The organism is Enterococcus sp. OL5 (genome assembly GCF_006491895.1).
Taxonomy (GTDB): Bacteria; Bacillota; Bacilli; order Lactobacillales; family Enterococcaceae; genus Enterococcus_D; species Enterococcus_D innesii.
The window spans coordinates 178,658-196,787 of record NZ_VHIL01000006.1 but is presented as its reverse complement, the minus strand read 5'-3'; the positions used below and the strand labels follow the sequence as shown (position 1 = coordinate 196,787).

20 protein-coding genes are annotated in these 18,130 nt (G+C 33.3%); 18 read left to right on the top strand and 2 right to left on the bottom strand.

Going from position 1 to position 18,130, the window contains the following annotated elements; genetic code table 11:
- From FJU10_RS09460 to FJU10_RS09435, 6 genes are all read left to right on the top strand, one after another.
- Positions 1 to 843 carry a metal ABC transporter permease gene (locus FJU10_RS09460; protein ID WP_140965745.1) on the top strand — a complete coding sequence of 281 codons (843 nt, stop codon included), beginning with the start codon at positions 1 to 3 and terminating at the stop codon, positions 841 to 843.
- Positions 840 to 1,775, top strand: coding sequence for a metal ABC transporter substrate-binding protein (locus FJU10_RS09455; RefSeq protein WP_140965744.1), 936 nt, complete (start codon positions 840 to 842; stop codon positions 1,773 to 1,775). The genes FJU10_RS09460 and FJU10_RS09455 overlap by 4 nt, the downstream gene beginning before the upstream one ends.
- 35 nt (positions 1,776 to 1,810) lie before the next feature.
- Positions 1,811 to 2,056, top strand: coding sequence for a winged helix-turn-helix transcriptional regulator (locus tag FJU10_RS09450; RefSeq protein WP_140965743.1), 246 nt, complete (start codon positions 1,811 to 1,813; stop codon positions 2,054 to 2,056).
- Positions 2,057 to 2,832: 776 nt separating this feature from the next.
- A complete protein-coding gene (locus FJU10_RS09445) occupies positions 2,833 to 3,813 on the top strand; it encodes a ZinT family metal-binding protein (RefSeq protein WP_140965742.1) in 981 nt (326 codons plus the stop codon).
- Between the two features lie 100 nt (positions 3,814 to 3,913).
- A complete protein-coding gene (locus FJU10_RS09440; protein WP_140965741.1) occupies positions 3,914 to 5,164 on the top strand; it encodes a metal ABC transporter solute-binding protein, Zn/Mn family in 1,251 nt (416 codons plus the stop codon).
- A gap of 467 nt (positions 5,165 to 5,631) precedes the next feature.
- Positions 5,632 to 6,846: a GTP-binding protein gene (locus FJU10_RS09435; RefSeq protein ID WP_140965740.1), complete on the top strand. Its 1,215-nt coding sequence runs from the start codon at positions 5,632 to 5,634 to the stop codon at positions 6,844 to 6,846.
- A gap of 272 nt (positions 6,847 to 7,118) precedes the next feature.
- Here FJU10_RS09435 and FJU10_RS09430 read toward each other — a convergent pair whose 3' ends face one another.
- Both FJU10_RS09430 and FJU10_RS09425 read right to left on the bottom strand, forming a co-directional pair.
- Positions 7,119 to 7,376 carry a kinase to dihydroxyacetone kinase gene (locus FJU10_RS09430; RefSeq protein ID WP_140965739.1) on the bottom strand — a complete coding sequence of 86 codons (258 nt, stop codon included), beginning with the start codon at positions 7,374 to 7,376 and terminating at the stop codon, positions 7,119 to 7,121.
- 11 nt (positions 7,377 to 7,387) lie between these two features.
- Entirely contained in the window at positions 7,388 to 7,759 is a 372-nt protein-coding gene (locus FJU10_RS09425) for a Fur family transcriptional regulator (RefSeq protein ID WP_140965738.1), read from the bottom strand.
- A gap of 163 nt (positions 7,760 to 7,922) precedes the next feature.
- On the opposite strand from FJU10_RS09425, the gene FJU10_RS09420 reads away from it, so the two are divergent.
- The 12 genes from FJU10_RS09420 to FJU10_RS09365 all read left to right on the top strand — a co-directional run bounded on the left by FJU10_RS09420 (position 7,923) and on the right by FJU10_RS09365 (position 18,129).
- Positions 7,923 to 9,014, top strand: coding sequence for a CobW family GTP-binding protein (locus FJU10_RS09420; protein WP_140965737.1), 1,092 nt, complete (start codon positions 7,923 to 7,925; stop codon positions 9,012 to 9,014).
- Between the two features lie 28 nt (positions 9,015 to 9,042).
- Positions 9,043 to 10,065 carry an ammonium transporter gene (locus FJU10_RS09415; protein ID WP_262984558.1) on the top strand — a complete coding sequence of 341 codons (1,023 nt, stop codon included), beginning with the start codon at positions 9,043 to 9,045 and terminating at the stop codon, positions 10,063 to 10,065.
- 53 nt (positions 10,066 to 10,118) lie between these two features.
- Positions 10,119 to 10,631, top strand: a complete 513-nt coding sequence (gene dcd, locus FJU10_RS09410; protein WP_140965735.1) for a dCTP deaminase — start codon at positions 10,119 to 10,121, stop codon at positions 10,629 to 10,631.
- Between the two features lie 13 nt (positions 10,632 to 10,644).
- Positions 10,645 to 11,334: an NAD(P)/FAD-dependent oxidoreductase gene (locus FJU10_RS19685; RefSeq protein ID WP_140965734.1), complete on the top strand. Its 690-nt coding sequence runs from the start codon at positions 10,645 to 10,647 to the stop codon at positions 11,332 to 11,334.
- Positions 11,295 to 11,780, top strand: a complete 486-nt coding sequence (locus FJU10_RS19680) for an NAD(P)-binding domain-containing protein (RefSeq protein ID WP_140965764.1) — start codon at positions 11,295 to 11,297, stop codon at positions 11,778 to 11,780. Before FJU10_RS19685 ends, FJU10_RS19680 begins: the two co-directional genes overlap by 40 nt.
- A 79-nt stretch (positions 11,781 to 11,859) precedes the next feature.
- A complete protein-coding gene (locus FJU10_RS09395; protein WP_140965733.1) occupies positions 11,860 to 12,249 on the top strand; it encodes a hypothetical protein in 390 nt (129 codons plus the stop codon).
- A 5-nt stretch (positions 12,250 to 12,254) separates the two neighbouring features.
- Entirely contained in the window at positions 12,255 to 13,238 is a 984-nt protein-coding gene (locus tag FJU10_RS09390; RefSeq protein ID WP_140965732.1) for a CobW family GTP-binding protein, read from the top strand.
- The gene (locus tag FJU10_RS19825) at positions 13,214 to 13,405 is read left to right on the top strand and encodes a GTP-binding protein (RefSeq protein WP_140965731.1); all 192 of its coding nucleotides are present in this window, start codon (positions 13,214 to 13,216) and stop codon (positions 13,403 to 13,405) included. Before FJU10_RS09390 ends, FJU10_RS19825 begins: the two co-directional genes overlap by 25 nt.
- A gap of 155 nt (positions 13,406 to 13,560) precedes the next feature.
- Positions 13,561 to 13,818, top strand: coding sequence for a hypothetical protein (locus FJU10_RS09380; RefSeq protein ID WP_140965730.1), 258 nt, complete (start codon positions 13,561 to 13,563; stop codon positions 13,816 to 13,818).
- Between the two features lie 165 nt (positions 13,819 to 13,983).
- Positions 13,984 to 14,991 (top strand): CobW family GTP-binding protein, encoded by a 1,008-nt coding sequence (locus FJU10_RS09375; protein WP_189372284.1) that lies wholly within the window; start codon positions 13,984 to 13,986, stop codon positions 14,989 to 14,991.
- 883 nt (positions 14,992 to 15,874) lie between these two features.
- Complete coding sequence (locus tag FJU10_RS09370; protein WP_140965728.1) at positions 15,875 to 16,570, top strand: class I SAM-dependent methyltransferase; 696 nt, start codon at positions 15,875 to 15,877, stop codon at positions 16,568 to 16,570.
- On the top strand, positions 16,567 to 18,129 hold the full coding sequence (locus tag FJU10_RS09365) for an ABC transporter substrate-binding protein (protein ID WP_140965727.1): 1,563 nt from the start codon (positions 16,567 to 16,569) through the stop codon (positions 18,127 to 18,129). The genes FJU10_RS09370 and FJU10_RS09365 overlap by 4 nt, the downstream gene beginning before the upstream one ends.
- Position 18,130: the final 1 nt, after the last annotated feature.

The following is an 18,130-nucleotide window of genomic DNA, read 5'->3' as shown; positions in this document are numbered from 1 at the left end:
ATGATCACGAATTTTATTGAGGGAGTTATGAAATTTCAATTTCTTCAAAACGCTTTGATTACGTCTATTGTTATCGGCATTGTTTCAGGTACTGTTGGATGTTTCATTATATTAAGAGGAATGTCGTTGATGGGTGATGCGATTTCGCACGCTGTTTTGCCAGGAGTAGCTTTGTCATACATTTTAGGAATGAATTTTTTTGTTGGAGCAATTATTTTCGGATTGTTAGCTTCAATTATAATTACCTATATTCAAGGAAATAGCATTATCAAAGGCGATACTGCAATAGGAATTACTTTTAGTTCTTTTTTGGCCTTGGGTGTTATCTTAATTGGTGTTGCCAATAGTTCAACAGATCTGTTCCATATATTATTTGGTAATATATTAGCGGTTCAAAAAATTGATATGTGGATTACTATTGGTGTATCCGTTATTGTTATTTCTACGGTAATTCTATTATTTAAGGAATTGTTGATCACTTCTTTCGATCCTTTAATGGCAAAAGCGATTGGGATGAAAGTGGATTTTTACCATTATCTCTTGATGATTATGCTTACTCTTGTCTCAGTTACAGCTATGCAAAGCGTTGGTACAATCTTAATTGTTGCTATGTTAATCACTCCTGCCGCAACTGCATATCTTTATGCTACAAGTTTGAAAAAAATGATTATTCTATCAGCGTCACTAGGTGCTATAAGCTCCTTTTTAGGACTATTCATTGGATATAGTTTTAATTTAGCTGTTGGCTCAAGTATCGTTTTGACATCAGCAGTTATTTTTTTAATAAGTTTTTTTGTCTCACCAAAACAAAATTTTTTACGAAAGAAGGTTATTATGAAATGAAAAAAATTGTGCTTTTAGTTTCTACATTGGTTAGTTTGTTAGTATTAGGTGCTTGTAGCAGTGCTGACCAAAACTCTTCAGAAAATACTCAAGAAAAGTTGAAAGTTGTTGCGACGAATTCTATTATTGCAGATATAACAGAAAATATAGCAGGAGATAAAATCGAACTTCATAGTATTGTGCCAGTCGGAAGAGATCCACACGAATACGATCCTTTACCAGAAGATGTGCAAAAAACCACAGAAGCTGATCTTATCCTTTATAATGGGATCAATTTAGAGACAGGAGGAAATGCTTGGTTTACCAAATTAGTAAATAATGCAGGTAAAGAAAAAAATGTGGATTATTTCGCTGTTAGTGATGGAGTAGATGTTATCTATCTCGAAGGAGAAAATGAAGAAGGTAAAGAAGACCCGCACGCTTGGCTTAATCTAGAGAACGGCATTATTTATGCACAGAACATTGCTAAACAATTAAGTGTTAAAGATCCGGAAAACAAAGAGTATTATGAAGAGAATTTAGAAGAATATGTAGCAAAACTAGACGCTTTGGATAAAGAAGCTAAAAGTAAATTTGATGCTATTCCTGACGAGAAAAAAATGATCGTAACCAGCGAAGGATGCTTCAAATATTTCTCTAAAGCATACAATGTACCATCTGCTTATATATGGGAAATTAATACTGAGGAAGAAGGGACCCCCGATCAAATTAAAAACTTAGTTACTATGCTTCGTGATTCTGAAGTAACTTCGTTATTTGTAGAAAGTAGTGTAGATGATCGTCCTATGAAAACTGTTTCAAACGACACTGGTATTCCAATTTTTGCCAAAATCTTTACTGATTCAATTGCAGAGAAAGGCGAAGATGGAGATAGCTATTATGCTATGATGAAGTGGAATCTTGAAAAAATTTCAGAAGGTTTATCTAATTAATTTACTTCAATTTTACGAAAATATGGAAAAAGATGATGGTAAAATACACAACTGAGATTTTTTACTTATTATCAATCGAGTATTTGAATAAGAAAAATACCGCAAACAACAAAAATATTGCTGAACACCTGAATGTAAGTCCGCCTTCTGTTACCGAAATGGTTATGAATTTGAAAAGAAAAAATATGATTAAATTTGATGGAAAAGAAATTCTATTAACCATTGACGGAGAAAACATGCTGGAAAAATTTCGAAGTGAATTTGATTTAAAGAAATATTAAAACTATGATTTAATTAAAGGATTATTTAGGCTCTTCAAAATTTAATATTGGTAGAGAAAGATACAACTGAAATTTTGTCAAAACCAGTTAGGCATGCTGCTTAACTGGTTTTTGCTTCAGCTGGAAAATCCAGACTAGAATAAGGCGAATTCTTACTCGAAAATTGTGGGAATTTCGATAGGCATAGGCTACTCACTTTATCGCTTTTATCTTGTTGTTTGTCCCTCTTAATACACCATTACCATATCTGGTTTTTTAAGTATATAGAATCCCAAATTTGTATTTATTTAAAAAGGTCAGCTTCTTACAAAAAAAATATGGGAGGCGTTGTTCTAAGCTGTTGATCGTATAGAAAAAGCTTTGGCTGTCCTTATATTTAAAGTGATAGAGGAGGAACTGACAAGTCGCGTAAGCCATTGTTATTTGCTCGTCTTAACTCAAAAACTTCATCGACAATCGCTTTTGTGTCACCGTTCTATGAAAGGATTGATCATATTGATAATTGGGACTATCCGGATTATAGGCATGCTTAAGGAGTAATTTACAGGATCGCTTCAATTGTCGATATTTTGTCGGTTCCATTTTTTTTAATTTGTTCATTGTTTTCATTCACGGCGGGTTTAACGCACGAGTGATTTTATTAATTTAATTTGGACAATTTCGTTTGCTGTCATACAAAACTTTGCTTTGTCTTTGCTAATATATTGACAGTTGTAAATTAAGATGTTACGATATAAATCGTAATTATTTCGATTTAAAAACGGAGGAAGTGTTGTATGGGGAACAAATTTGGTAAATATGTAGTCTTAGCAGGGGCAATTGTATTTTTAGGTGCGTGTGGTAACGATTCATCTTCTGAAGAAGGTGTTGCAGTCAATTCGGATACATCAGTGTTACAATCCAACAAGAAAAGCGAAGATATAGGGAAAATTCAAATAGAAGGTTTATCAGATCATTATCATACGGGTAATGCCATAGAGTTGAGTGCCATTTTAGAAAATGAAATTGATACACCGCATTGGAACTGGTTTACGAGAGAAGACGAAAATGCTAAATGGAAAAAGTCACCTGCTCAGCAAACCCAAGATTTTGTTGGTGAAGCAACGGTTAATGGTCTAGAGATAAAAGCTGCATTGGTTAATGACAATCAAGAAGTATACGCTGAGTCTGATCCTGTTAAAATCATTATTGATGACCACCACGGAGGTACAGAAGAAGATCAAAAAATTGCAGAGGGATACTTTGATGAAGATCAAGTAGAAGACCGTGATCTTTCTGATTTTGAAGGGGATTGGCAATCTGTTTATCCGTATCTATTGTCAGGTGAATTGGATGAAGTATTTGAACATAAATCAGAGGAAAATGGAGACAAAACTCCTGAAGAATACAAAGAGTACTATGCTACTGCATATAAAACTGAAATAGAAAGAATGGTTATTGATAAAGATACAGTTGCTTTTTATGAGGGCGGGAAAGAAACTGTAGGAACTTATGAAAATGATGGATTTGAAATATTAGATAAAGGCGATGGGAAAAAAGGAGTGCGGTATGCATACAAATTAATTGATGGCCCAGATAATTTGCCTAAATTTATTCTTTTTAGCGATCATTATATTACTCCACATGAATCTTATCATTATCATCTATATGCAGGAGATGATCGAGATAAATTAACTGAAAAATCGTCAAATTGGCCAACCTACTATCCTGCTGACTTAGATAGTAATGGAATTGTCGATGAAATGCTCGCTCATTAAGTCTAATTAAATAATGCTTGTTGTTTGTTTTATCGATACCAAAATAAAAAAAGTCTGCTAATTGTCATTATGATTAGCAGATTTTTTAAGGAGAAATAAAATGTATAAAAAAAAGCTGTTGATTGTTTTGCTATCTATAGCATCGTTAGTAACTTTTACTGCTTGCGATTTAGATAAAGGCAACGAAAAAGATGATATAACGAAGAAGTTATCCATTGTTACAACTTTTTATCCTATGTACGAATTTACGAAGGAAGTGGCAGGTGACCGAGCGGATATTTCAATGTTAATGACTCCAGGAACAGACGTACATGGTTTTGAGCCGAGTGCGAAGGATGTAGCTACTATTAATGAAGCGGATATCTTTATATACAGTAGTAGTGCAATGGAAACGTGGGTAGGGAGCTTGATGAACTCTTTAGATAGTGAAAATCTAATTGTAGTTCGATCTGCTAATAATAGTGAATTTATTCAATCGGAAAATTCGCAAAAAAATCAAAACTCTGTTATTACGGAAAACGACGGTAATATTCTCAATGAAGAAGATGTTCCCGAAACCATTGAAGTTAAAGGGTTATCAGGTCATTATCATACTGGTGATGTTGTACAACTAGTCGCTGAACCAAAAGAAAATGTAAGCTCTGATAAATTTCAATGGTATATCAAGACGGATCAAGGGAATTGGGTAGCTGTAGAAGATGCTAGATTCGATAAGTTTGAGTATACAACAACTGGGAAGAACTTTGAAACGAAAGTAGTTCTTTATAATAGCAAGGGAGAACAACTAGAGAAATCAAAATCGATTTCTGTTATTATAGATGATCATAATGGATTAGACCCGCATGTATGGTTAGATCCTGTACTCGCACAAGATCAGGTTGATAGAATAAAAGCTGCTTTGATTCAAGCAGATCCAGCTGGAAAATCGTATTATGAGAAAAATGCCCAGTTGTTCAATTCTGAATTACAAAAATTAGATCAAGAGTATCAAGCTGCTTTTGATTCAGCTGACAAACGTGTTTTTATCGTGCAACATCAAGCATTTGGATATATCGCAAAGCGTTATGGCCTAGAACAAGTTTCTGTTGGAGGATTGTCAACTGAGATTGAGCCTACAGCTTCAAGGATAAGTGAAATAACGAATTTAATGAAAAAGTATGATTTACCGATCATTTATTACCAACACGGTGAAAATTCTTCGATTGCAAAAACTATAGCACAAGAAACTGGTACGGATATTGAAGTATTATATGATCTTGAAGGTATTACTCAAGATATGCAAGATCAAGGGGTTGACTATATAACCCTAATGCGAAAAAATCTTCAAGCTTTAAAACTAAGTGTAAACTAAATTTTTGATAATAGATTTTAGGAAAATGTCAAAATAAAAAAGTGGAAAAGAGGAATTCTGTTAGAAATCTGTAGAGTGGAGATATCCACTCTTTTTTTTATATAGAAAAATTGCTTTAATTTAGCATAAATTCGAGAATAATAACTAAAAAAGATTTAAATTTAGAGTTTTTTCAGTTTAATAAAATCCGGAAATGATAGATATATTTTTTATTTGGTCGAAAATTTATTTACTAAATAAATTATATTGGAAGAATATCTTCAAATATAACTAAGCAACTTAATATCTGGAATGTTGCTAATGAGAAGAAATTGCGAATAGAGTATAGTATTAAAAATATTAATTTCTTGTTGTTTAGGTTCCGTTTTTGTGGTACTGTTTAAAACGTAACGATTACGCTTTGTGTAGTTTTAAGCAAATAGTAGAATTGAATTTATCAACCAACGAATAAATTTAAGGAGGAAATTATGAGAGAGAGAGTACCAGTAACAGTTTTAACAGGATATTTAGGTTCAGGTAAAACCACTCTGTTGAATAATATTTTGCATGGCAACCATGGGAAAAAAATTGCGGTTATTGTAAATGACATGGGAGAGGTAAACGTTGATGAGGCTTTAATTGATCGCGGGGGATTCAGACGCACTGATGAAAAACTAGTTTCTATGGCTAATGGATGTATCTGTTGTACGCTACGTGAGGATTTAATCGTTGAACTTAATAATATCGTGGCTGATGGTTCGATTGAACATATTGTGATTGAATCTTCAGGGATAAGTGAGCCCATTCCAATTGCGCAATCGATTGTTTTGCCGGACAACCCTTTGGGGATTGATTTGACCAATAAACTAGTGCTAGATGCTGTTGTTTCAATTGTTGATGTAAGTCGATTTTGGGATAATTTTCAATCTGGAGAAAAAATTGAACAACGAAAAGCCCAAGGAGATATTGACGAAGAGGATCGAGATATACGAGACTTACTGATTGATCAGATTGAATTTTGTAATGTTATCTTATTAAACAAATGCGATCTTTTAGAGAATGAAAAAATTAACAAAATCGAACAGTTAGTTCGTAAGCTCCAACCAGAAGCTAAAATTATTAGAACCGTTCAAGCCAAAATTGACCTAAAGGATATTCTGGATACGAAACTTTTTGATATGGAAAAGATTTCGTATTCATCTGGTTGGTTGAAGGAATTGGAATTGGGATTTCAAGATCATGTTCCTGAAACTGAAGAATATGGTATTTCTAGTTTTGTTTATCGAAGCAAATTACCCTTCGATGCAAATAAATTTCATGTTTTTGCTGAACGTAATTTGCCGAAATCCGTTACTAGATCAAAAGGATTTGTCTGGTTAGCACAGCATAGTGATTTTTCTGTTCTTTTTGAGACCGCAGGAAACCATAAAAGTATTTCACCGCTGACCTATTGGATAGCTACTCTTCCAAAACAAGAACGAAATCAAATTATAAAGTTGAACCCAAATTTAAGGGAAAGTTGGCATCCTCTATATGGCGATCGCTTAACAGAAATAGTCTTTATTGGGATGGATATGGACCGAGAGCTAATTCAGACTCAGCTAGATGATTGTATAGTAGATGAAGAAAGCTATGATGGGGAGTTTTTCAGTAGAATATCTCCTTATCCTTGGGAAAAGAAATTCGCTATTGTTGGAGACTGAACGAATCGCAACGATAAAGGTATAAAAATATATTTCCAATAATGAATATTTATGGAGTATCTTATAATAACTAATTGGCTTTGAAACGATCGAATGTCTCAAGTGTCATTCATGTATCTTATAAGCTTTATAATGATTAATGTAAAAGATTGGCGTCTTTCTTGGTATGTAAAAAAAGACCTCTTCAAATGAAGATGTCTTTTTAGTCAAGCAAAAGAGATATGTGGCGCTTCTCTTTTTTTATAAAAAGAGTGGAGAAAATTACTTTTCAATTAGCCTTTTTTACCATCTGCTTGACGAAACATATCTTCAATAACAATATCGAAAATTTCGCCTAGTGTTGAACAATATTCTAGGATAAGCCAAGGTTCGTTCGTATGAAAGTGAATTTTAATTAAAGATTCATCTCCTACAACTAGTAAACAATCTCCTTCAAAATTAGAGGTAATGTATTCCGAAAGAGTGTCTTCATTTAAATTAAATCCTTCTAGTAGCAACTGTGTGTCATATCTATAATTTCCGAGTTCCATTATTTGTTCTCCTATTCAACTATATTTTTGCAAGTGCTGCATAGCCCTAAAATGGTGATGTCGTGACTAGTAATTAAAAAATCATTTTCGACTTCTAACGTTGGCAAAAATTTTTTCAAGAAACAATGAATTGGTACGAGTTTTTTGCAATTGGTACAAAGCATAAAATGTCTGTGTTCACTATTGCTTAAGCAGTAATGAACAACAGTGTTTATGGTTATTCTTTGAACCAAACCTATTTCAGATAACTTATCCATGGTTCTGTAAACTGTTGAAAGGTTCATTAAACTATTTCCAATTGAATGATGTATCATTTCTGCATTTAAGGCTTGATTCTTATTTTCTTCAAATAATTCAATGATAGCTTTTCGTTGCCTAGTCATTCGCAAGAATTATCACCTCCATTATCTAAGATATCAACTATTATAAAATAATTGCAAATAATTTGCAATTAGACATTGACGAATAACTAAGTTTTCGTTTAAGATAATTGCAAATGATTTGCAATTGTTTGGAAGGTCGTTTTAATAATAAGGAGGTAAAAGAATGAGTTTAATACCAATTACAGTTCTTACAGGTTTCTTGGGTTCAGGAAAGACTACTTTATTAAATAAACTAATGAAAGATACAAAAGATGAAAATGTAGTAATTATAGTCAATGAATACGGAGATGTTGGAATTGATCATCAATTAGTCTTATCAAATGAGCAAGAACAGATTTTTCAAATGAATAATGGATGTATGTGCTGTGTATTACGAGAAGATTTGATTGACATGTTTCTGGCTATTTTGCAAGTTGCTGAGAAAGGTAGTACGTCGATAGATCGGATAATCATTGAAACAAGTGGTTTAGCAGAACCTAGTCCTATAGCACAAACAATTATTCGTACCCCATTATTAAATGAACATTTTGTTATTGATAGTTTAATCACATTGGTCGATGCCAAAAATGGTTTTTACCAACTAGAAAATTATAACGAAGCGGTTGAACAAGTAGCTTTTGCAGATAAAATTTTTCTTACTAAGACAGATCTGACTGATACAAGCGAAGTGAATATATTAAAAAAAGAGCTGAATAAGATCAATTCTCTTGTTGATACAGCTGTACTCAATATGAATACAGTTACTTATGAGGACATTGTTGGATTAGATTTATTCGATCGATCCATCTCGGGTGCAAAAAATGTGAATGCTGATATTGACCACATGATAAATAACCATACTGATAATCAGCACCAACAAAGTGGACACCATGATCATGACCATAATCATGAAGGCCATGATCATGGAAGTCATCATCATATCCACACAGACGTAGATACCTTCGTGATTACAAGTAATTCTCCTCTGCCTGAAGAACAAGTTATTAGTTGGCTTAGATTGTTGATTTTTCAATACGGGATGGATTTGATGCGTTATAAAGGGATTTTGAGCATTGAAGGACAACCGTGCCAGATCGTTTTACAAGGAGTTAACATGGCCTATAAACTTGAGGAAGGACAAGCCTGGAAGGGATCCCCAGAGACAAAAATTGTATTAATTGGAAAGAATTTACCACAAAAAGAGATAACAGATTTGCTTTTAATTGATAGTAAAAAAAATATATCTGACCGTCAGTTAAGGAATTCCTATGAATAATATATTTCTTTGGCTGTGTTTTGGGGTTATGTGGCTGATGATATTTGGGGTTATTTTGTATTATATCGGTATGATCGATCGCAAGTATATACGTCACACACTAGTTTTGGGAATAATCACTATTCTTTCTACTACTGCATTTTGGTTGTCTGTGGGATATTCATTAAGCTTTTATGGAAATATTCAATATAGTATTTTTTCTGATTTGATATTACCAGATGAAGTTGTTTCACTAGTTTTGCAACTACTCTTTTGCCTATATGCAGTAATTATGCTTGTAGGCTCAGTGTTAGAACGAAGTAACTGGAAATACATTGCCTTGTATGTTCCTTTATGGATTTTATTTATCTATGCTCCAGTGTGTTATTCATTGTGGGGAGAACAGAATTGGCTGAGTGATATTGGTGTTTTAGATTATTCTGGGGGATTAGTCGTACACGCCACTGCCGGGATAGGTAGTCTTGTTTTGGCAAGAACTTTACCTATTCGCTCAAAGATTACAGGACCATCTGATATACAAGAAATAATGGCTTTTATCGGAATGGTATTTATTACTTTGGGATGGTTTGGATTTAATATGGCTCCTTCAGGTGAGATGGGAGAAGCAGCAATCCTAATTTGGTTAAATACGCTTATTTCAATTATAGGTGGAGGAATAAGCTGGTTTTTAACACAACGAGTACTAGAACAACAAATTTCTGTTTTTGACCTGATGAATGGAATGATTGTTGGCTTGGTAGGAAGTACCTGTTCTGTAGGCTATGTGGGTCCAGGCGCTTCATTGTTGATTTCAATAATTGTGTGTATTGCTTGCCCAATTGTTATTGAAAGAATACATCAGCATTTTCCAAACTTTGATGATGCAGGAGATTCTTTTGGGATGAACGCGATTGGCGGAATTATTGGGTCTATTTTAACAGGTATTCTAGCAGAAAACGGGAATTTTTTTAATCAATTGGTCGGGACCTTTTATGTTTGTTTATGGAGTTTTGGTTTAAGTTTTTTGATTCATTATTTTTTGAGAAAGTTGATTAATGATTTTGATGCATAATCCTCTTCAAAGAATAATGAAACAGAATATATTTCAAGTACGGAGGTGAAACGTTGATTTTATCAGGAAGAAAAATTCAAGAGTTACAAAATGATAAAATTATTATCACTCCATTTAATGAAGAACAAATCAATCCTAATAGTTATAATTTGCGATTGCATAATCAAATTGGAGTTTATACGGATTCGGTTTTAGATGTTAAAAGAAAAAATGAAATGAAGGTATTTACAATTCCGCAATCTGGTTTTCTGCTTGAACCCCATCACCTATATTTAGGAAGAACGGTTGAGTACACTGCAACGGACTTTTTCGTACCTATGTTAGAAGGAAGATCTTCTTTAGGGAGACTCGGATTAAATATTCATGTAACAGCTGGGTTTGGTGATATAGGTTTCTCTGGATATTGGACATTAGAAATGCATGCGATTGCTCCGATTTGGATTTATCCTGGAATTGATATTTGTCAGATCTACTATCATACAATCGAAGGTGAATATGATCTCTATCGGAAAAAATACTCTGAGAACAGTGGTTTAGAAGCTAGTAAAATGTATTTGGAATTTTAAGTGGAGGTAGAATATGGTAGAGAAAAAAGAAATCGTAATTATAGGTGCTGGAGCTGCAGGCGTTGGAATGGGAGTCACGTTAACAGAACTTGGAATAACTGATTTTGTGATTCTTGAAAAAGAAAAAGTTGGAAACAGTTTTGCTAATTGGCCGAAAGAGACGAGATTTATTACCCCTTCTTTTACAAGTAATGGGTTTGGTATGTCTGATTTAAATGCAGTAGCGGTTGATACATCTCCTGCGTATACTCTAGGAAAAGAACGGCTTTCAGGTACTGATTACGCAGAATACTTGCAATTAGTTTCAGATGAATATCATCTTCCACTTAAGACAGGTTGTACAGTTAAAACTATAAAAAAAGAAAAAAAAAATTATCTTATAGAGACAACTAAAGGAACGATTTCTACGAATTATCTCATCTTTGCTGTAGGAGAATTTTCTTTTCCAGCTAAAACCAGCATTGAAGGTGCTGATAGATTTGGATTGCATTACGGAGAAGTAATTTCTTGGGAAGAAATTGAAGGTGAACATCAAACGATTATCGGGGGAAATGAAAGTGCAATTGACGCCGCTCTTGAATTAGCAAAATTAGGTAAAGATGTGTCTATCTATACAAAAAGTTCTGGTTTAGATTCTAGGGAAGCAGATCCAAGTATAAGACTATCGCCTTATACAAGACAGAGATTTTTTATTTACATGTAAATCAAAAAATCTCTGGAAATATCAAAATTTTTACATCTGCAACAATTAGAAGAATCGAGAAATTAGCAGCTGAATACGAACTGATTACTGATAATGGAGAATCATTTAAGGCGGAAAATACACCAATTCTTTGTACAGGATTTCAAAATGGCGTAAAAACAATTGCTACATCTTTATTTGAGTATAAAGAAAACGGAGAGGCGTTATTAAATCAATTTGATGAATCAACTGTAGCAAAAAATGTTTTTCTAACAGGACCGAGTGTACGAAACGGTTCTGCGATATTCTGTTATGTTTATAAATTCAGACAACGATTTGCATTGATTGCTAACGAAATTGCCCAGAGAAATGATCTTATCGTTGATCCAAAAAAAATAGAGTATTATAAAAAGCAATCTTTTTATTTAGATGACTGTTTTGATTGTGATGTAACATGTACTTGTTAAATAATGTATGGTAATGAAAATTTTTCAATGGGCGAATTTGTAGAATTAATAATATATTAAAGGATGTGATTTTTTTTAAATGAATATTATTTATCCACCATTAGTAGAGCAATGCTATGAAAAATTTTTTAAGAATGATGATAAAGTAAGTAAAGCAGAAGTCTATCAATTTCTTATCTACAATCAATTTATTAATAATAATGGTTCAGCAACTAAAATAGCGATTGATAATCAATGGATTCAAGAATATGTCGAAGAACCAAACATCAGTTTCGAGGAATTTCTTGTAATTTATCCTGTTTTTAAAAAGTTTGATCAATCCTTGTTTCAAATGATTAATGGATTTTGGGAGATTTCTTCAACGCAAAAAAACGTATTAAATAAAATGATTGATTCGGACTGGTTTAGCTATGAAGAAAAGCTTCAGATTCAAGCATTTTTGAATACTCAGATGGAAGAGGAAGAATAAAAGGGATGGATACACACGGTAAAGTACCTATAACAATCATTTCTGGATATTTAGGTTCAGGAAAAACTAGTCTGATATTACATTTACTGAAGTGTAAGCAAAAAAAACGGGTAGGAATTATTGTAAATGATGTGGCTGAAGTAAATGTTGATGCCAAAAACATTAGAAATTCCGAGTTTTTTTCCGAGGAAGATTGTCTTATATCATTGCAAAATGGTAGCATCAGTCACAGTCTAAAAGAAGATCTAGTTGAAGCTGTTTATACACTCTCTTCTTCTGGAAAAATTGATGAAATATATATTGAATCGACAGGCATTGCTCAACCAGATTTAATTGCAAAATATATTCAACACGGAGAGAGCAACAATCATATTCAGCTAACAGAAGTTAGTATAATTGATGCTCTAATTACAGTCGTTGATGTGTTTAGGTTAGCTCAACAATTTTCTTCGGAAAATGGTAAATTTAATGAAAATTATACTGAGAGCAATCTTGTGATTATGAATCAAATCGAGTTTTGTGATATTTTGCTTTTTAATAAAATCGATATGGTGACCGAAAAAGAAAAAGAATACTTGAAAACAATAGTGAAGCAAATTCAACCTACTGCTCATTTTATAGAATGCACATTTTCTCAAGTAGGAGTGAATAAAATTACGAATACTCGCTTGTTCAGTGGAGAAGATGAAATTAATCTATTTGACAATGGAACCTATAATTTAGAGAAGCTAGAAAATAATTTTCATATTGATACCTTTGTTTATACTCGGAGAGAACCTTTTCATCCTGAACGTTTTGATCAATGGCTTGATAGGTGGCCGAAAGAAGTTACTCGGTGTAAAGGAGTAGCTTGGTTTGTTTCTCAGCCAAACAACGTAATTAAAATTTCCCAGTCCGGAAGAGCGATGGACATTATTCATAGTGGTTACTGGATCGCTGCTTTAAAAAAGTGGGAAATTGAAAAATGTTGTCTATTCGTACTAACCTAAAAGATATTTGGGATCCTTTATACGGCGATCGCATGATAGAACTAGTTTTTATTGGTACAAATATGAAAAAGGAACAAATTATAAAAGACCTGGATAATTGTCTTGTTAAAGAAGGGGAACCAGTTCAAATAGAAAGTGATCCTTTTAAAACAGTAGATTATTTCTAACTAAATTATTTTATAGTGGTAAGGAAACAAAAAATCATAAGATAAAGGAGGAACTGTATTTTTTTAAGGATAAAGTAAATAATTTCAATATAATGGAATCCCATTAAGAATAAGTGATTTTAATAAAATTACATTAGAAAGAGAAGTTTAAACTTATGAGTCGAAAAAAAAAGTTATCTTATGACCCTTTAGAAATGGAAGCTTATGAAAATCATTTGAAAGCGAAAGAAATGCGACAAAATGGAAGTACAATTGTAGAAATTGCTAATAAATTAGATATGAGCCAAGATACAGTATCAAGATTTTTAAAAAATGATAGGGACTGTAAATTTATTAAAGTCAATTCTTGGAAAAGAAGAAAAGAAGAAAAGATGCTGAGGTTAAAAGAAAATAGTCTAAATAACTGCGAATAGTATAATAAAGCTGTTTATAAAAACCTAAAATAAATTTCGTGAAAGCAATAAACTAAAGCTATTTTAACCAAAAATAAAAAATGGAATTTTTGAGACAGAAAAAGTGAACTATAATTTCACTCTGTTAATAGCCAGTCTTCTGAAAATATAATGGAGGGAAATATTTTGGGGATCCCCATTACTCTTGTAAGTGGTTTTTTAGGTGCAGGGAAAACAACGTTAATCAATCAAGTGCTGTCAGAAACAAAAGTTAATAAAAATGAAATTATTATAATTGAAAACGAATTTGGAGAAATTGGTATTGATCATGATTTTCTTATACACACGGATGATAAAGTTTTTCAATTAAATAACGGATGTATGTGTTGTATAATGCAGTCGGACATTGAAGAAACTTTTAGATCGATTGTAGAAGAATTTATTAAGAAAGGGAACACAATTAAAAAAGTTATTATTGAAACTACTGGAATCGCCGATCCAATTTCTATTATTCGAAAGATAACAACAAGTAATTATATATCACTATATTTTTATATTGATACAGTCATTACAATCGTAGATGCAAAAAATTTTAGCAATTATAAAGAGCGTTTTACCGAAGTGGGAAAGCAAATTGTTGCTGCAGATCAATTGATCATTTCTAAATACCAGAAGGATAACCGAATACAGTCACAGATGGTAGAGGTTATCAAGACAATTAATCCCTTTGCAAAGATAAAATATTTCTTGTTAGATGGTTATTTCTCATCAAGCGATTTTTTCGATCAAGAGTTATTTAATCGTTTCCCATATTTAATTGAAGATGAATTTAATACGAACGATTCCAAACTGAAATTCTCGCCTAAATATGATAATTTAGAAACTTTAAATCCTTTGCATGATTTTATAGCAATCAATCTTAAAGTGACTACAAAATATACTAAAAAGCTATGGACCCTTTGGTTGGAATGGTTGTGCATGAATTATGGAGAAAACCTCTATCGTTACAAAGGAATTTTGGTATGTAGAGACATAGAAGATGATTTGTATTTGCAAGGTGTGTGTCAAACTTATGATTTAACTCATTCATCTAAAAGATACAATGAAAATTTCTCGAAAATAGTAATTATAGGGAAAGATTTACCTAGAAAAGAAATTGAGTATTCGCTTGTAGAGCTAGGGAAATTCATGTGAGTTCTGTTTTATCCCAGTTTTTTAATAATGAAAAAATAAATAATGTTAACTAGCTTACCAAATACTAAATTTCACCATTATTTTTGAGAGAACGAATGATAAATTTTAATTGCAATAATGTTTGTTTTTTATGACATATTAGGCGTTGACCAATGAATTTTTAGGAATAGATGGTATTGATTAGTAGTAACAAATTATAGTGATTATTTATCTGAATACACGGTAAATATTGATTACCATTACTATTAATAGCACCCGACAAACAAGATAGAAACTACTATTTCAAAAAATTTAGTCTCAATCACTTGAACTTATATAATGATGGTTTACATGATATGAAATCTCCTAAACAAAGGCAGCTTGATTGTTGTGGTTAGGGATTTACGCTATTTTTCCCATGGAATAAAATAGCAGTTCTGTTTCCTTGATTGTCTCGTTATATTTATGGATTTTGAGAAATGTTCTACATAGTACGAGAGCTTGTCTAAAAATTATTCGTTTTAGATAGAATAGTAAAAAAGACATCGGACGTGAAGCGACCCCCAGCAGTTAGACCAAAAAAACTAACTTTTTGTTGAAGTTATCATTTTTATTATTAACCCAAAATAATACTTTTTATGAAAAATCGCATTGATAGGAGATTCTATGATCACTCACTAAGACTAAATATTGTAAAATATTTTTGTAAAAAAACAAAATATAACGGATTTCTACAAATACTCCATAAAAACTATGAAAACTAACTTGTTATAATTATCACTGAGGAGGGGTTATCTAAATTAATTAAAAAACATTTGACAGGATCAATACCATTTGGTACTATTTTGTTTTGTAAAACGTAATGATTACTATTTATAAATTGGTATAATTTGGAGGATTTAGCATGACAGACACATATGATCATTGGTGGTTAGAAGGAACAAATGGGGACCAAGAGATGGAAAATGACCATCAAGAAGCATGGCAAAATATTATTACTTTACTGAACCCTAAAGATATCATGGCAAAGAGAGTATTGGATTTTGGCTGTAACCAAGGTGGTTTTCTACGGAAATTACACGATGCACTACCATTTACAAGCGGTGTCGGGATTGATTTAGCGAGTAAAGCTGTGGAAGTAGCCAATACGCGGGTGGGAACCAAACCAATACGCTATTTAAATACAGGGGATGCTATATCTTTAGACCAACAATTTGATACGGCAATCAGTACATCCGTCCTATATTTGATTGAAGATTTGGATGAGCATTTCCAAATGATTAATGATGTTTTAGTGGATGGTGGCGTATACTATGCTTCATTTGCAGATCAAACGAATAATCCTAGTTTTGATTATATGAAACGCGTGATCGATGCATACGGCGCAACCAAAATGCAAGGAAAAACGCTGAATGAGGTCGTGGATAGCTTGGTCTCACATGGTTTTTCTGTTGAACTAATCAAAGAATATACCAAATCAATCTATGAAGTGACGGACTACAAAAAGTTTTATTTATCTGTAGCGGATTTCATCCAGTCTTGTGAAAGCAGTTATTTGATCAAAGCGACAAAAGCACCAGTGAAAGGAAACTTGAAATGAAAAAAATTCTAGGCTTATTATTGCCAGTTATTTTAATAGGGGTGTTGGCAGGTTGTTCAACAGCGAAGAACGAAGAGGCAAATGTTGACAGCCAATCTGTCGGTATTGCAATCACAGGAGATGCCCACGCGGATGCATTAGACGCAACGAGCTACGATTCTGAAATGGCCATCTATAGTGCTGTTTATGAACCTTTGATCACTTATGGCGAGAAAGGAGATTATCAGCCGGGATTGGCAGAATCTTGGGATATCTCTGAAGACGGCAAAACCTATACCTTTAATTTGCAAGAGGGTGTCAAATTTTCTGATGGAAGCTACTTTGATGCGGAAGCAGTGAAATTTACCATTGAGCGAGCCAAAAAAATGAACCCAACAACGACTTTGCAAACCTTGGTTCACTTGGATAAAGTCGAAGTTGTCGACAGTACAACGGTCACTTTGCATTTTAAAAAAGTATCGAATCAAGTGTTGGCAGAATTATGTGCCACACGTCCGTTGCGGATTATGAGTCCAAATGCAGTTGAAGATGGACAGGTCGGTGGTGCATTTCAAAAAGCGATTGGTACGGGTCCTTTTACAGTCGGTACGTCAACAGAAGAAGAGGTGACCATGGTTCCTAATCCATATTATAACCATGAAAATCCTTTGACCTATCAAGTTATTTTCAAAACGATTACCGACGGCAGTTCTCGTGCGTTGGCTTTGCGAAGCGGCGAAGTGGATATTGCAGGCGGAACATTAGGTCAGATCATGGACAGTGATCTGCAATCACTCGCTGATTCTGATGATTTTGCCACGTATCAATTTACAGGAACGATGTCTCACTTTTTGGCATTTAATCCAGATAATACGACGTTGACCAGCGATATCCGCAAAGGAATCGAATTGGCGATCGATAAAGAATCTTTATCGGATCATGACATTGAAGGCCTGTTCCAAAGTAGCGTTCAGTACGTAACTGATGCGAATCAAACAACTGTATCTTACGATGTTGATGAAGCGAAAAAGACCTTCGAAGCTGCTGGATACCAAATGAATGACAATGGTTTTTATGAAAAAGACGGTCAAGACCTTGCTTTTGACTTAGTCATTCAAACAGCTGAATTTCCAGAATGGAAAGAACAAGCGGAAGTGATTGAAAATAATCTGAAGCAAGCTGGTGTAAATATAACGATCAATACGTTAGACAGCGAAAGTTACTATGATGTTTTATGGACATCAAAAGACTTCGATATGATTTTATATCGTACGTATACCGATGCTCTGCTGCCATATAATTTTTTGAACTCTCTCTTTTATAACACGGGAGATAGCCATGGCGTGCTGGCTGATGATGAACGGCTTTCAACATTGCTAGATACCTACGCGGCGGCTGCTAATGAAGCGGAACAACAAAGTATTTTCGATGATATTTTTAAAGAACTATCAGACGAAACTTTGGCCATTCCCATCGATTATAAAGACGAGAACTTCGTAACAACAAGTAAAATCAAGGACTTTGTCTTTTCTGGTTTATCTGATGCGCCTATTGATTATCAACAATTAGTGGTGAAATAAA

What these genes read in the sequence shown, in the direction of transcription:
- FJU10_RS09460 (WP_140965745.1), top strand. Translation starts at nt 1, where the DNA reads ATGATCACGAATTTTATTGAGGGAGTTATGAAATTTCAATTTCTTCAA.
- FJU10_RS09390 (WP_140965732.1), top strand. Translation starts at nt 12,255, where the DNA reads ATGGATACACACGGTAAAGTACCTATAACAATCATTTCTGGATATTTA.
- FJU10_RS09435 (WP_140965740.1), top strand. Translation starts at nt 5,632, where the DNA reads ATGAGAGAGAGAGTACCAGTAACAGTTTTAACAGGATATTTAGGTTCA.
- FJU10_RS09445 (WP_140965742.1), top strand. Translation starts at nt 2,833, where the DNA reads ATGGGGAACAAATTTGGTAAATATGTAGTCTTAGCAGGGGCAATTGTA.
- FJU10_RS09415 (WP_262984558.1), top strand. Translation starts at nt 9,043, where the DNA reads ATGTGGCTGATGATATTTGGGGTTATTTTGTATTATATCGGTATGATC.
- FJU10_RS09395 (WP_140965733.1), top strand. Translation starts at nt 11,860, where the DNA reads ATGAATATTATTTATCCACCATTAGTAGAGCAATGCTATGAAAAATTT.
- FJU10_RS19685 (WP_140965734.1), top strand. Translation starts at nt 10,645, where the DNA reads ATGGTAGAGAAAAAAGAAATCGTAATTATAGGTGCTGGAGCTGCAGGC.
- FJU10_RS09455 (WP_140965744.1), top strand. Translation starts at nt 840, where the DNA reads ATGAAAAAAATTGTGCTTTTAGTTTCTACATTGGTTAGTTTGTTAGTA.
- FJU10_RS09380 (WP_140965730.1), top strand. Translation starts at nt 13,561, where the DNA reads ATGAGTCGAAAAAAAAAGTTATCTTATGACCCTTTAGAAATGGAAGCT.
- FJU10_RS09365 (WP_140965727.1), top strand. Translation starts at nt 16,567, where the DNA reads ATGAAAAAAATTCTAGGCTTATTATTGCCAGTTATTTTAATAGGGGTG.
- FJU10_RS09420 (WP_140965737.1), top strand. Translation starts at nt 7,923, where the DNA reads ATGAGTTTAATACCAATTACAGTTCTTACAGGTTTCTTGGGTTCAGGA.
- FJU10_RS09370 (WP_140965728.1), top strand. Translation starts at nt 15,875, where the DNA reads ATGACAGACACATATGATCATTGGTGGTTAGAAGGAACAAATGGGGAC.
- FJU10_RS09440 (WP_140965741.1), top strand. Translation starts at nt 3,914, where the DNA reads ATGTATAAAAAAAAGCTGTTGATTGTTTTGCTATCTATAGCATCGTTA.
- FJU10_RS09450 (WP_140965743.1), top strand. Translation starts at nt 1,811, where the DNA reads ATGGTAAAATACACAACTGAGATTTTTTACTTATTATCAATCGAGTAT.
- FJU10_RS09425 (WP_140965738.1), bottom strand. Translation starts at nt 7,759, where the DNA reads ATGACTAGGCAACGAAAAGCTATCATTGAATTATTTGAAGAAAATAAG.
- FJU10_RS09430 (WP_140965739.1), bottom strand. Translation starts at nt 7,376, where the DNA reads ATGGAACTCGGAAATTATAGATATGACACACAGTTGCTACTAGAAGGA.
- FJU10_RS19825 (WP_140965731.1), top strand. Translation starts at nt 13,214, where the DNA reads ATGTTGTCTATTCGTACTAACCTAAAAGATATTTGGGATCCTTTATAC.